This is a genomic window from Streptomyces fractus (assembly GCF_049844455.1).
In the GTDB taxonomy this organism is placed as follows: Bacteria; Actinomycetota; Actinomycetes; order Streptomycetales; family Streptomycetaceae; genus Streptomyces; species Streptomyces fractus.
Genome location: NZ_JBMYHI010000002.1, coordinates 4,890,725 through 4,903,745 on the forward strand (window position 1 = coordinate 4,890,725; position 13,021 = coordinate 4,903,745).

A 13,021-nucleotide genomic window follows, 5' to 3' on the forward strand; every position below is an offset into this window, starting at 1 on the left:
CCCAGTCTGTGAAATTCCTGTGGCCCTTGCGGAGGTGTCCGGTATTCGCCGTAACCGGCTTCATGTGAGGAAGTAATGGACCCGGTTTCGTTGCGGTGTGGCTTCACCTCTTGACGGTACGTGGGCGGGCGAGTTGGCTTTCGAGCCACCTCGGTCGCATCGTCGCGGCCACGTCAGGGAGGTATCCGCACATGAACACGCGCATGCGTTGCGCCGCCATGGCCGGCGCCGCATCCGTCCTGGTCGCCTCGCTCTCGGCCTGCGGTGGTGTACTGCCGGGCGGCGACGACGGGCCCAGCGCGTCCGCCACCAAGGGGAACGACGTCAAGATCGGTCTGCTGCTCCCGGAGAAGGAGACCGCTCGCTACGAGAAGTTCGACCACCCCATATTCGAGCGTCAGGTGGCGAAGCTGACCGGCGGTCAGGGGAAGCTGGTCTACGCCAATGCCCGGCAGGACGCGGCCCTCCAGCGCAAGCAGCTCCAGGAGATGATCGCGGCGAGGGTCGACACGATCGTCGTCGACGCCGTGGACTCGAAGGACATCGCGCCCGCCGTGCGGAAGGCGAAGGACGCGGGGATCCACGTCATCGCGTACGACCGGCTCGCCCAGGGACCCGTGGACGCCTACGTCGGCTTCGACAACGATCTCGTCGGCCAGACCCAGGGCAAGGAGCTGGTCTCCGCCCTCGGCGGCACCAAGGCCACCAAGCGCGACAAGGTCGTGATGATCAACGGCTCGCCCAGCGACCCCAACGCCGCGCAGTTCAAGTCCGCCGCCCACGTCGAGCTGAGCAACGCCGTGACCGTCGCGAAGTCGTACGACACCGCTGGATGGAAGCCGTCCAACGCCAAGGCCAACATGGAGCAGGCCATCAAGGCGCTCGGTGTGGACAGCATCGCGGGCGTGTACGTCGCCAACGACGGGATGGCCGGCGGCGTGATCGAGGCCCTCAAGGAGGTCGGCGTCCGCAAGATGCCGCCGATCACCGGCCAGGACGCCGAACTCGCCGCCGTACAGCGGATCCTGGTCGGCGAGCAGTACATGAGCGTCTACAAGCCGTACCCGGACGAGGCGCAGACCGCCGCCGAGATGGCCGTGCGGATCTCGCAGGGCCGCGACATCGAGTTCGAGGCGCTGGCGATGGACCGCACCGACAGCCCGACCACCAAGCAGATCAGGACGGCGAGCGTCAGCGTCGTCGCGCTCACCAAGGGCAACATCAAGAGCACCGTCGTCAAGGACAAGATCTTCAAGGTGTCGCAGATCTGCACGGCGAAGTACGCGCAGGCCTGTGCGGAGGCCGGGTTGAAGTAGCCCGTGGGGGTGTCCGCTAGTCCGCTTCCTCCAGGATGCCCGACTGGCCGATCAGATAGCCCAGTTGGGCCCTGCTGTCGCTGCCCAGCCGCGCCGCCAGCTTCGCGATGTGCACGCGCACCGTGCGGATGTTCATGCCGAGGCGCTCCGCGATCACCGCGTCCGTGTGGCCCTCGATGAGCAGCGTCGCGATGGTGCGCTGCCGCGTCGTGACGCCGTCCGCCGTCAGTTCCTCGCCCGCCGCCTGCGGGAACATCGGCGTGGCCAGCTGCCACAGGCGCTCGAAGGTCGTGGCGAGGTAGCTGATCAGCGCCGGGTGGCGGATCTCCAGGGCCACCGTGCGGTCCGGGTTCGCGGGGATGAAGGCGACCGTGCGGTCCAGCATGACGAGCCGCTCGGTGACCTCGTCGAGCGTGCGCACCTGGACGTCGCCGGTGAGCTGCTCGTAGTGCGCCGTCACGGCGGGGGAGTGCCGGGCCGTGTGCTGGTACAGCGTGCGCATCCGGCCGCCGCCGCTGAGGAGCGCCTGCTCGCGCGGGAGCGCCGCGGCGAGCCCCCGCGGGGACGCCGGCCGCCCGGCTGGATGGTCAGCAGCTCCAGGGAGGCCTCGCCCGCGGCCTCGTCGATCGCCTCGTTGATCCGCTGGAACCCCATCAGGACACGGAACATGGGCGTACTGGGGATCGACGCGCGCTGCGTCTCGAGCGCGATCAGCGGGGCGAACTGGTCGGCGAGCCGCGAACTGCGCCGCCTCTGCCGGACGATCTCCTCCTCGTAACCGCCGAGGAGGCGCGGCAGGGCGACGGCCGGGGCGACCGGCCTCAGCGTCGTCGGATCGTCGTCGGCCGCGACGAGGAGGCCGAAGCGCAGCAGGCACGGCGCCTGTTCGGTGTCCCGCTTGTGGACGCGGCCCTCGCGCAGGGCGCGGGCGTACAGCTCCGAGCCCTCCCGGCACAGCTCCTCCGCGCCGTGGGTGTGGCAGTCCGACTGCTGCTCGGTGTGCGATTCGGTCGTCACGAATCCTGCTCCAGCATCCCGGACCGGGCGATCAGATAGCCCAGTTGGGCCCGGCTGCCGCTGCCGAGCGCCGCCGCGATCTTCGCTATGTGGGCGCGGCAGGTGCGTACGTTCATGCCGAGCCGACGGGCGATGGCCTCGTCGACATGCCCTTCGATGAGCAGTTTGGCGATGGAGCGCTGAACACCGGTGATTCCTTCGGGAGTCGACTCGTACGGGACGTCTTCCTGCAGCGGGGTGGCGCGCCGCCACATGTGGTCGAAGACGTTGATCAGGTACTGGACGAGGCCGGGGTGGCGCAGTTCGAGGGCCATGCTGTTGCCGGCCTCGGCCGGGATGAACGCTACGTCGTGATCGCAGATGATGAGCCGCTCGATGAGTTCCTCGAGCGTCCTGATCTCTACCCTGGCACCGGCCATCTTGTCCATGTACGCGAAGGTGTTCTGGCTGTATCGGACCGTGTGCTGATACAGCGTCCGCATCGAGATGCCGCGCTCGATGAGGGGCCGGCTGCGCTCCAGGGCCTCGATCAGCAGATGCTCGCTGCGGCCGCCCCCCGGCTGCACGGTCAGCACCTCCGTGCGACTCTCCGCGATGGCCTTGTCGAGCGCCGCCTTGATCCGGCCGCCGCCTTCCAGCACGGTGATGGCGTGCGTCGTCGCGGGCATCTGCGCGCTGATGGCCATGAACGGCTGGAAAGTGGCGGTGAGCTCTCCGGAGAGCTGGCGCCGGTCGTGGATTTCCCGCTCTATGGGCTGTAACCGCTGGGAGAGTACGACCGAGGGCGGAACCGGACGGAGCCAGTCCGCGTCATCCGGATCCGGGTGCAGGAGCGCGAATTCCAGCAGGCAGGGAGCTGACTCGATCTCGGCGCGTGCGACACGGCCCGTGCTCAGCGCGCGGGCGTAAAGGCGCTCCCCCTCCGGGCACAGCTCAGTGACAGGATGAGGATGTGTCGCTTTTGGGCTACTTGTTGGCAAATCTCCACCCCCCAGGGTCCTGAACGTGCAGGAACATGATGCATCGCCGCTGTGGTTTCCGTGTGCCCGAATGAGTCATCGTCTGTGGTGCGGGGGAGAAGAAGCCATCAAGTAAGGACGAAGCCGACATGAGTAAGAGAATGCTTCGCTCAGTGCTCGGCGGCGCGGTCGCGGCTGTTGCGCTGGCGCTCGGCACCGCCGGCGCCGTCACGCCCGACGACGTCGCCTGGGGCTCTGGTCAGGTCGGTACGCAGCGCGTGGCGACCGTCGACAGTGTGGCCGGCGCCGACGACGTCGCATGGGGAGTCGCTCCCGTGACCGGAGGCGGCGGCGAATGATCACCCCGCCCGACGACCGGTCATTACGCCGGGAGATGGCGATCGCCTACCGCTCCGGTTGGCACACCATCGACCTCGTGTCCGCGATTCCGAACTCCGGTGACTCGCTCATGGTCACCCTCTTCGGAGAGCCCATCATCGTGGTCCGTGAGGGCGACGACATCCGGGCCTATCGGTGCCTGCGCCGACCGCGTGGCGCTCCACAGCCGGTACGTACGGTCGTCCGGTACGGGATGATCTTTGTGAACCTCGACCAGCGGGACCATCAACTGGTCGGCGAGGCGGGCCCCCACTCGGACGCCGCCCCGCGGTCCCACCACCCCAGCACCTCGGCCACCCCCCGCAGTGCCTGACGCGATGCCCCCGTCGTTGTAGATCGCGCAGGTGCTTCCCCCTGCAGCGGCGTCACCGTGTACCTGAAACACGGTGGCGCCGCTGCGGTCGTTCTACGGGGTCACGCTGCTTCCGGGACGTTCGCCGTGGCCCGGCCCACCGCTATCTCGATGACCACCCGGTCCGGGTTCGGCCGGGGCGTGCGCGAGTAGCGCTCGGCATAGCGGCGCTCGGCGTCCGCGACGCTCGAAGGGTCCGTACGCACCGTCGCCGTCCCCTCCAGCGTCGACCAGCGCCGGCCGTCGACCTGGCACACCGCGACGAACCCCGACCCCGCGACGGCGTGCGCGACCTTCCTGGTGGACTTGCCCGTGATCACACGGGCGACCCGCGCCTCGGCGTCGTACGTCACCCCGACCGGGACCACATGGGGCGTGCCGTCGGCGCGCAGCGTCGTCAGCGTGCACAGGTGCCGTTCGCGCCAGAAGCTGAGGAAGGCGGAACCGGGGGCGTCGAGGTCGATGCGCTTGGCCATGAACGGGAACCTATCCCAGAGGGGTGACAGGCCCTTTTACCGGACGGCCTTGAGTGGAATAGACTCAACTTTGTGCACGTTGGACGAGTCAGAGTGACTTTCCCTAGTACATGGAGGAGAACAGGCACGTGGACGCCGAGCTGACGAACCGGAGCCGCGACGCGATCAACGCGGCCAGCAGCCGGGCCGTGTCCGGGGGCCACCCGGATCTGACCCCGGCGCATTTGCTTCTCGCCCTGCTCGAGGGCCAGGACAACGAGAACATCACCGACCTTCTGGCCGCGGTCGACGCCGACCAGGCGCAGGTTCGGGCGGGCGCCGAGCGGGCACTCGCCTCGCAGCCCAGCGTGACCGGTTCGACCGTCGCGCCGCCGCAGCCCAACCGCGAACTGCTCGCCGTCATCGCCGACGCCTCCGAGCGCGCCAAGGACCTCGGCGACGAGTACCTCTCCACGGAACACCTGCTCATCGGCATCGCGGCCAAGGGCGGCGCCGCCGCCGACGTGCTGACACGGAACGGGGCCGGCGCGAAGCAGCTGGTCGACGCATTCACCAAGAGCAGGGGAGGGCGCCGGGTGACCACACCCGACCCCGAAGGGTCCTACAAGGCGCTGGAGAAGTTCGGCACGGACTTCACGGCGGCGGCCCGCGAGGGCAAGCTCGACCCGGTCATCGGCCGCGACCAGGAGATCCGCCGCGTCGTCCAGGTCCTGTCCCGGCGCACCAAGAACAACCCGGTGCTCATCGGCGAACCCGGCGTCGGCAAGACCGCCGTCGTCGAGGGCCTCGCCCAGCGCATCGTGAAGGGCGACGTACCCGAGTCCCTCAAGGACAAGCGGCTCGTCTCGCTCGACCTCGGCGCCATGGTCGCCGGCGCCAAGTACCGCGGCGAGTTCGAGGAACGCCTCAAGACCGTCCTCTCCGAGATCAAGGAGAGCGACGGCCAGATCATCACGTTCATCGACGAGCTGCACACCGTCGTCGGCGCGGGCGCCGGCGGCGACTCCGCCATGGACGCGGGCAACATGCTCAAGCCGATGCTCGCCCGCGGCGAACTCCGCATGGTCGGCGCCACGACGCTCGACGAGTACCGCGAGCGCATCGAGAAGGACCCGGCCCTGGAGCGCCGCTTCCAGCAGGTCCTCGTCGCCGAGCCGTCCGTCGAGGACTCCATCGCGATCCTGCGTGGACTCAAGGGTCGCTACGAGGCCCACCACAAGGTCCAGATCAACGACAGCGCCCTCGTCGCCGCGGCCACGCTCTCCGACCGCTACATCACCTCCCGCTTCCTCCCCGACAAGGCCATCGACCTCGTCGACGAGGCGGCCTCCCGCCTCCGCATGGAGATCGACTCCTCGCCCGTCGAGATCGACGAACTCCAGCGCTCCGTCGACCGGTTGAAGATGGAGGAGATGGCCCTCGCCAAGGAGACCGACCCGGCCTCCCGCGACCGCCTCGTCAAGCTCCGCCGCGACCTCGCCGACAAGGAGGAGGAGCTGCGCGGACTCACCGCACGCTGGGAGAAGGAGAAGCAGTCCCTCAACCGCGTCGGTGAACTGAAGGAAAAGCTCGACGAACTCCGCGGCCAGGCCGAACGCGCCCAGCGCGACGGCGACTTCGACACCGCGAGCAAGCTCCTCTACGGCGAGATCCCCACGCTCGAACGCGACCTGGAGGAAGCGTCCGAGGCGGAGGAGGAGGCCGCGCGCGACACGATGGTCAAGGAAGAGGTCGGCCCCGACGACATCGCCGACGTCGTCGCGTCCTGGACCGGCATCCCCGCAGGCCGCCTCCTGGAGGGCGAGACGCAGAAGCTCCTCCGCATGGAGGACGAACTGGGCAAGCGCCTCATCGGCCAGACCGAAGCGGTCCGGGCCGTCTCCGACGCGGTCCGCCGCACCCGCGCGGGCATCGCCGACCCCGACCGCCCCACCGGTTCCTTCCTCTTCCTCGGCCCCACGGGCGTAGGAAAGACCGAACTCGCCAAGGCCCTCGCGGACTTCCTCTTCGACGACGAGCGGGCCATGATCCGCATCGACATGTCGGAGTACAGCGAGAAGCACAGCGTCGCCCGCCTGGTCGGCGCCCCGCCCGGCTACGTCGGCTACGAGGAGGGCGGCCAGCTCACGGAGTCGGTCCGCCGCCGCCCGTACAGCGTGGTCCTGCTCGACGAGGTCGAGAAGGCCCACCCCGAGGTCTTCGACATCCTCCTCCAGGTCCTCGACGACGGCCGCCTCACCGACGGCCAGGGCCGCACGGTCGACTTCCGCAACACGATCCTGGTGTTGACGTCGAACCTGGGCAGCCAGTACCTGGTCGAGCCCCTCACCTCGGCGGAGGAGAAGAAGCAACAGGTCCTCGAAGTGGTCCGGGCCTCCTTCAAGCCCGAATTCCTCAACCGCCTCGACGACCTGGTGGTCTTCTCGGCCCTGGACAAGGACGAGCTCTCCCGCATCGCCCGCCTCCAGCTGAACGGCCTCGCCAAGCGCCTCGCCGACCGCCGCCTCACCCTGGACGTCTCCGACGAGGCCCTGGCCTGGCTCGCCGACGAGGGCAACGACCCCGCCTACGGCGCCCGCCCCCTGCGCCGCCTGATCCAGACCGCCATCGGCGACCGCCTCGCGAAGGAGATCCTCTCCGGCGAGATCAAGGACGGCGACACGGTCCGCGTCGACGCGTTCGGCGACGGTCTCCTCGTGGGGCCGGCGACGGGGAAGACGCTGTAACCCCGACCGCCGTGAAACGCCCGCGTTCCTGTGAAGGGGCGCGGGCTTGCCCTTGGGGGGCCTCAGTGGGAGAGGATGGCGGTATCCGTACGAAGGGACCAAGCAAGTGAGCATCGACCCGTCCTCGATTCCCAACTTCGGGGGACAGCCCGACCCGCAGGAGGGGGCGGGACCGGCCGGTCCCGTCGTACCCGACCAGGAGCTGGTCAAGCAGCTGCTGGAGCAGATGGAGCTCAAGTACGTCGTCGATGAAGAGGGTGACCTCGCGGCGCCGTGGGAGGAGTTCCGTACGTACTTCATGTTCCGTGGCGAGGACGACCAGCAGGTCTTCTCGGTGCGGACGTTCTACGACAGGCCGCACGGCATCGAGGTCAAGCCGCAGCTGCTCGAGTCGATCGACGACTGGAACCGCCGCACCCTGTGGCCGAAGGTCTACAGCCACACCCACGACGACGGCACCGTCCGCCTCATCGGCGAGGCGCAGATGCTGATCGGCACCGGCGTCTCGCTCGAGCACTTCGTGTCGTCGACGGTCAGCTGGGTGCGCGCCGCGATCGAGTTCGACCGGTGGCTCGTGGAGCAGCTCGGCCTGGAGGCCGAGGTCGACTCCGCGGAGAAGCCGGAGGACGGCGACGACTCCGCGTGAGTCGGTGAGCCGTACCTGACATACAGCGCGAGAGCCCGGCCGGCACGCCCGTCACCATGACGGCGTGCCGGCCGGGCTCTTGTCGTCCGCGGGCTACATCCCCTTGAGCCGGGCCGCCGCCTCGCTGAGTACGGTGTCCTGCTTGCAGAACGCGAAGCGGACGAAGGGGGCTCCTGCGGTTCGGTCGTCGTAGAAGACGGCGTTCGGGACGGCGACGACGCCGCAGCGTTCGGGGAGGGCGCGGCAGAAGTCGAAGCCGTCCTCGAAGCCGAGGGGGCGGATGTCGGTGGTGATGAAGTAGGTGCCCTGGGGGCGGAAGACGGTGAAGCCCGCGTCCTCGAGGCCGGTGGCGAGGAGTTCGCGCTTGGCCGTCATGGTGGCGCGGAAGTCGGAGAAGTACGAGTCGGGGAGGGCGAGGGCCTCCGCGATCGCGTACTGGAAGGGGCCCGCGGAGACGTAGGTGAGGAACTGCTTCGCCGAGCGGACCGCCGTGACGAGCTCCGGTGTGGAGGTCACCCAGGCCACGTCTTGTTCATACACTCATTCGCATGCCACGCACCAAGCCCACCAGGGGAAACTCCAGCACTTCCATCGCGGGAGAACCGGCGGCTGTCTACTGCCGAATATCCACGGCCGAGGACGACGACCAGACCGGTGTCGACCGCCAGGAGCGCATCTGCCGGGAGATCGCCGACCGTCGCGGGCTCGTCATCGACCCCGCGCACGTCTTCGTAGACAACAGCCGCTCAGCATGGAGCCGCAGGCGGAAGCGGCCCGGTTGGGAGCGTCTTCTGGAGGAGGCCCGGGACCGGAGCTTCCGGCACATCATCGCCTACCACCCCGACCGACTGATGCGGCAGCCAAGGGACTTGGAGGAGTTGCTGCAAGTCGCGGACGACCAGGCGATCACCCTCCACGGCGAGGCGAACCGGCGTGACCTTTCCGACCCGGACGACCGCTTCATCCTGCGCATCGAGGTCGCACACGCCTGCCGTTCCTCGGACGACACCTCGCGACGCCTGAAGGACGCATTGCAGGACCGGGTACGGGACGGGAAGCCGCAGGGCGGCGTCCGGAGGTTCGGCTACACCAAGGACGGGATGACGATCGTCGAGGAGGAGGCTGAGATCGTCCGGGAGGTCTTCGACCGGTACCTGAAGGGCGAGGGTGCGGCGCCGATCGCGAAGGACTTGCATCACCGGGGCGTTCCCACGGCGAGCGGCAAGGTGTGGAACGCGGGAACGGTGCGTGGCCTGCTCGATTCCCGGCACGTCGCAGGCATTCGCATGCACCAGGGTGTCGAGGCCGGCCCCGGCGCCTGGCCCGCGATCATCGACGCGGGGGTCTGGGCGGAGGTGCGGGCGCGGCGTGAGTACCGCTCGGCGGTGTACCGGGAGGCGCTCAGCAATCCGCCTCAGCGCTACTACCTGCTGCGCGGCCTGGTGATGTGCGGACGGTGCGGAACGCTGATGTCCGGTACCGCCAAGAACACCGGCCCGGTCTATCAGTGCAACCGCCGCGGCCGGAACGACGAGATGAAGTGCACTCGGTCCATCACGGCTAAGACCCTTGAAGATTTCGTCGCTGACGCCGCCGTCGAACTGCTCGGCAAGCTCCGCGTGGATGGTCGGCTCGCCAGCAGCAATCTCGCCGAGAGCGCGGCCAGGGAGCTGGAGGACGACCAGCGGCAGCTCGCCGAACTGAACGAGATGTGGACGGCGAAGGAGCTCTCCACGGCGGAGTTCCGCAGGATGCGCAAGGAGATCACCGATCGCATCGCCAAGGCCCAACGCAAGGTCGTCGTCCGGCCGATGGTGCTCCTCGACGGCCTGACGGGGGAAGGCGCTCGCGCCGCCTGGGAGGACGAGGCGATGACCGACGAGCGACGGAACGCGGTGCTGCGCTTCCTGTTCGCCGGGGTGGTCATCGACGAACCGAAGAAGTTCGGCCGGCACATGGACTGGGACCGCATCGCGATCGAGCAGAACCCGCTCTGAGGGCTGACCAAGGTGCCGTGGGCGGGCGTGCGGGCGCGGCAATGTAGCAGCAGATCCCCGTCTGGGAAAACCGGCGATTCTCCGGATCCTTAAGGCACTGCCGACGGAGGTCGACCTGCCGGTCCTCCGCCGAAGGCACGCACGTCCCGGGTGTTGGAGCACCTGGAGACGGCGCGATGTACCGACCGCCCGACGACCCGTGTGGTGCGGGGGCTGCCACCCCCGCACCGCCCACCAGGAGCTGCCCGTGCGCCTGCTGCCCGAGGCGAGCACAGCACCGACCACCCCCACGACCCGAGTCGCACCACAGGAGGAAGCCCGCGCTCAGGCCCTGCGCCGCGTCTGCGCCGGATTCACCACGACGATCAGCCCGCACAGCGCGGCGCGGCTGGCGAACCTGATGACCGGCTCGCGCTACGAGAAGGCCGCCTGAGCCCACCGACGTACGAGAACAGAGAGGCGGCCCCGGTGTTGGAGCACCAAGGGCCGCGACGAGTCCCTCGACGACCGCCCAAACGATCTATCCGGTGCCGGGACCTGCCAGTCCGTATCGGCCCGAGACAAGGAAGCTCAGTGCCCCAGGGTACGACCCCGCAGTGGCAGACACCATCGACTCACTTCCACCCCAGCCCGCAGGACGCGATCGACGTCACGACCACCTCACCTCACGACGTGGACGCCGAGGCGGCCGTGCTCGGGGCCTGCATGTTCCACGGTGCGGTCATCGACGACGTCCGGCAGACACTGGATCCGGGGGACTTCCACCAGCCGGCGCACACGACGATCTGGCATGCCCTGCTGGAGCTGCGCGGGCAGGGAGCACCGATCGATCCGATCGCGCTGTCGCACCAATTGAAGTCAACGGGCGACCTCACGCGTGTGGGTGGCCCCCAGTACCTGCACTCTCTGGCGAGTTCGGCAACCGTTGGCTCGGGCGCCTCGTACTACGCGGACATCGTCCGCAACCACGCCGACCTGCGTGTCCTGCAGGCCACGGCGGTCCGCGTGCTCCAGGGCGCCACCGCGCCGGGAGCCGACCCGGCCGAGGTACGCGGCCTGCTGGCGACCTCCCTGAGCGAGGCCACCGACCGGGCACGCCGCAGTTCGGGCGGGCGGCTTCAGCGGTACGCCGTGGACGGCTGGTCGTTCGTCACCGACACCCCGTCCACCACCCGGCCTGTGTGGGGGACGCCGGGAAAAGCAGCCTGGGCCCCCGGCGAGAGCCTGATGCTCGTCGGGCCACCCGGCGTCGGCAAGTCGACGATCGCCCAGCAGGTGGTCCTCGCTCGCCTCGGCCTGCTCGCCCAGGTCCTGGACATGCCGGTGAGGGAGGGTGAGAAGGTCCTCTACATCGCCGCGGACCGGCCCAGCCAGCTCGCCCGCGCCTTCACTCGTGTCGTGCACCAAGCCGACCGGGACGTCCTGCGTCGGCGCCTGGTCTTCTGGTCGGGACCGCTGCCCGCTTCACTCAACACGGAGCCGCAGCTTCTCGCCGAGCTGGCTGCCGAGCACGGCGCCGACACCGTGGTGATCGACAGCCTCAAGGACGTGGTCGGAAAGCTCACCGACGACGAGGCCGGCCTCGCGTACAACAACGCCCGCCAACAGCTCCTGCGCGACGGCGTCGAGCTGCTCGAACTGCACCACCAGCGCAAGCAGGGACCCGACGCCTCGCGCACCCAGCGACCGGTCCTCGACCAGGTCTACGGATCGGCCTGGTTCACCGCGGGCGCCGGAAGCGTCGTGTTCCTCAACGGCTCGGCCGGGGATCCGGTGGTCCACCTCCACCACCTCAAGACCGTCGACGACGAGATCGGCCCGTTGCCGGTCATCCACGACCACCCCCGTGGCACCTCACGCGTCGACACGAGCCTCGACCCGCTGACCCTCCTGCGGCAGGCGGGAGCGAGCGGGCTCACCGCACGCATGCTCGCCACCCAGATCACTGGTGAGGACAAGCCCGGCGCCGCGGACATCGCCAGGGCGAGGCGCCGCCTGGAGAACCTCACGAAGAGCGGCGATGCCACCCAGGAGACCGGCGCCGGCGGGGGCAGTGGCGGCGGCCAGGCCACCCGGTGGAAGGCCGTAGCCCGCCACATCACCGCCGTGTCCTGACCCGGCGGCCCTGTACGCGGTGCGTACGCGCCCCGGTCCGCCGAGGGCGCGCACGCACCGCCTCCGCCACGTACGAATCTTCAAAAACCGCAGGTCAAGCGCCTACGCCTCATCGAACGGCGCATTCACACCCCAGCGCCTACGCGCTGCCCCCTCCTTGGAGAGGGGGCAGCGTAAGCGCCCCTGCCCTCACCGCTCGTGGAGAACCGACCTTGCTCGTCACCACACCCCAGGCCAGCACCGCCCCACAGCTTGTCGTCACGTCGAAAGGACCGCGGGCATGACCAAGCAGACCGCCGAGCGATACGCGCTTGCCGCAGCCGGAGGCGTCATCGTGGCCCTCACGGTCGGCGGCTTCTGGCTCTCGTACGCGCACCTTGCCGAGGTCGCCGGAAACCACGGTCTTCGTGGCTCTCCGGCCCGGCGGTGGGCATGGCCCGCAACCCTGGACGCCTTCATCGTCGCGGGCGAACTCCTGATGCTCCGCGCGGGTCTACGCCGGGTCACCGACCGCTGGGCCATCGCCCTCACCGGCGCCGGATCGGTCGGATCCATCGCGCTCAACGTGGCGGGCGTGAACGGAAAGGGCGACGCGAGTGCCGTGCCCCTGCTCGACTACGTGGTCGCCGCCGTCCCGCCGACCGCCGCGCTGCTTGCCTTCGGCGTACTGATGCGGCAGATCCACCAGCTCGTCGCCGAGCCCACCGCCCAGCAGGACTCGACTCCTGATCGGGCAGCTCGATCGGCGGCGGACACTTCCGTTCAGCGACCGGAACCCCACCACCCGGTTTCGCAGAGCAAGGCGCGCGGGGGCCGACCGCCGAGCGCGACTCTCGACGAACTCGTGGAGATCGGCCGCATCGCCGTATCCGAGAAGCGCACGCTCACCCGGGCAATCGTCCAACAGGCCATACGGGACAAGGGACTTTCGGTCAGCGGCAAGCGGCTGACCGAGGTGATGAACATCCTCCGGCCCGAAGCCGAGCCCGAACACGGCACCGTCCAGACCGGCAGCTGA

The 13,021-nt window shown here is 69.1% G+C and carries 11 protein-coding genes and 2 pseudogenes; 9 read left to right on the forward strand and 4 right to left on the reverse strand.

Annotation, left to right across the window (positions count from 1 at the left end; all coding sequences use genetic code 11):
* Positions 1-191 precede the first annotated feature (191 nt).
* Positions 192-1,316, forward strand: coding sequence for a sugar ABC transporter substrate-binding protein (locus tag ACP4E5_RS24155; RefSeq protein ID WP_425831985.1), 1,125 nt, complete (start codon positions 192-194; stop codon positions 1,314-1,316).
* A gap of 16 nt (positions 1,317-1,332) precedes the next feature.
* Here the strand turns inward: ACP4E5_RS24155 and ACP4E5_RS24160 are convergent.
* Both ACP4E5_RS24160 and ACP4E5_RS24165 read right to left on the reverse strand, forming a co-directional pair.
* Positions 1,333-2,333 (reverse strand): annotated as a pseudogene (locus tag ACP4E5_RS24160) (helix-turn-helix transcriptional regulator).
* Entirely contained in the window at positions 2,330-3,313 is a 984-nt protein-coding gene (locus ACP4E5_RS24165) for a helix-turn-helix transcriptional regulator (RefSeq protein WP_425831987.1), read from the reverse strand. The pseudogene ACP4E5_RS24160 and the gene ACP4E5_RS24165 overlap by 4 nt, the downstream one beginning before the upstream one ends.
* 128 nt (positions 3,314-3,441) lie before the next feature.
* Between ACP4E5_RS24165 and ACP4E5_RS24170 the strand changes: the two genes are divergently transcribed.
* Together ACP4E5_RS24170 and ACP4E5_RS24175 are read left to right on the forward strand one after the other, a co-directional pair.
* Positions 3,442-3,651, forward strand: a complete 210-nt coding sequence (locus ACP4E5_RS24170) for a hypothetical protein (RefSeq protein ID WP_425831989.1) — start codon at positions 3,442-3,444, stop codon at positions 3,649-3,651.
* Complete coding sequence (locus tag ACP4E5_RS24175; RefSeq protein WP_425831991.1) at positions 3,648-4,004, forward strand: hypothetical protein; 357 nt, start codon at positions 3,648-3,650, stop codon at positions 4,002-4,004. The genes ACP4E5_RS24170 and ACP4E5_RS24175 overlap by 4 nt, the downstream gene beginning before the upstream one ends.
* A 101-nt stretch (positions 4,005-4,105) precedes the next feature.
* On the opposite strand, the gene ACP4E5_RS24180 is transcribed toward ACP4E5_RS24175, so the two are convergent.
* On the reverse strand, positions 4,106-4,519 hold the full coding sequence (locus tag ACP4E5_RS24180; RefSeq protein ID WP_425831993.1) for a pyridoxamine 5'-phosphate oxidase family protein: 414 nt from the start codon (positions 4,517-4,519) through the stop codon (positions 4,106-4,108).
* A 128-nt stretch (positions 4,520-4,647) separates the two neighbouring features.
* Between ACP4E5_RS24180 and clpB the strand changes: the two genes are divergently transcribed.
* Together clpB and ACP4E5_RS24190 are read left to right on the forward strand one after the other, a co-directional pair.
* Positions 4,648-7,245 (forward strand): ATP-dependent chaperone ClpB, encoded by a 2,598-nt coding sequence (gene clpB / locus ACP4E5_RS24185; protein ID WP_425831995.1) that lies wholly within the window; start codon positions 4,648-4,650, stop codon positions 7,243-7,245.
* A gap of 106 nt (positions 7,246-7,351) precedes the next feature.
* Complete coding sequence (locus ACP4E5_RS24190; RefSeq protein WP_425831997.1) at positions 7,352-7,891, forward strand: type III secretion system chaperone family protein; 540 nt, start codon at positions 7,352-7,354, stop codon at positions 7,889-7,891.
* A gap of 93 nt (positions 7,892-7,984) precedes the next feature.
* On the opposite strand, the pseudogene ACP4E5_RS24195 reads toward ACP4E5_RS24190, so the two are convergent.
* A pseudogene (locus tag ACP4E5_RS24195) lies at positions 7,985-8,416 on the reverse strand (aminotransferase class I/II-fold pyridoxal phosphate-dependent enzyme); the annotation flags it as partial.
* 23 nt (positions 8,417-8,439) lie between these two features.
* Between ACP4E5_RS24195 and ACP4E5_RS24200 the strand changes: the two are divergent.
* From ACP4E5_RS24200 to ACP4E5_RS24215, 4 genes are all read left to right on the forward strand, one after another.
* Complete coding sequence (locus ACP4E5_RS24200; protein ID WP_425831999.1) at positions 8,440-9,888, forward strand: recombinase family protein; 1,449 nt, start codon at positions 8,440-8,442, stop codon at positions 9,886-9,888.
* 247 nt (positions 9,889-10,135) lie between these two features.
* Positions 10,136-10,321: a hypothetical protein gene (locus ACP4E5_RS24205; RefSeq protein WP_425832001.1), complete on the forward strand. Its 186-nt coding sequence runs from the start codon at positions 10,136-10,138 to the stop codon at positions 10,319-10,321.
* Between the two features lie 140 nt (positions 10,322-10,461).
* Positions 10,462-12,003 carry a DnaB-like helicase N-terminal domain-containing protein gene (locus ACP4E5_RS24210; RefSeq protein WP_425832003.1) on the forward strand — a complete coding sequence of 514 codons (1,542 nt, stop codon included), beginning with the start codon at positions 10,462-10,464 and terminating at the stop codon, positions 12,001-12,003.
* 280 nt (positions 12,004-12,283) lie between these two features.
* On the forward strand, positions 12,284-13,021 hold the full coding sequence (locus ACP4E5_RS24215; RefSeq protein ID WP_425832005.1) for a DUF2637 domain-containing protein: 738 nt from the start codon (positions 12,284-12,286) through the stop codon (positions 13,019-13,021).

Bases quoted from the DNA above. Each gene is read 5' to 3' on its own strand.
- ACP4E5_RS24180 (WP_425831993.1), bottom strand. From the start codon at position 4,519: ATGGCCAAGCGCATCGACCTCGACGCCCCCGGTTCCGCCTTCCTCAGC.
- ACP4E5_RS24215 (WP_425832005.1), top strand. From the start codon at position 12,284: ATGACCAAGCAGACCGCCGAGCGATACGCGCTTGCCGCAGCCGGAGGC.
- ACP4E5_RS24200 (WP_425831999.1), top strand. From the start codon at position 8,440: ATGCCACGCACCAAGCCCACCAGGGGAAACTCCAGCACTTCCATCGCG.
- ACP4E5_RS24175 (WP_425831991.1), top strand. From the start codon at position 3,648: ATGATCACCCCGCCCGACGACCGGTCATTACGCCGGGAGATGGCGATC.
- ACP4E5_RS24155 (WP_425831985.1), top strand. From the start codon at position 192: ATGAACACGCGCATGCGTTGCGCCGCCATGGCCGGCGCCGCATCCGTC.
- ACP4E5_RS24170 (WP_425831989.1), top strand. From the start codon at position 3,442: ATGAGTAAGAGAATGCTTCGCTCAGTGCTCGGCGGCGCGGTCGCGGCT.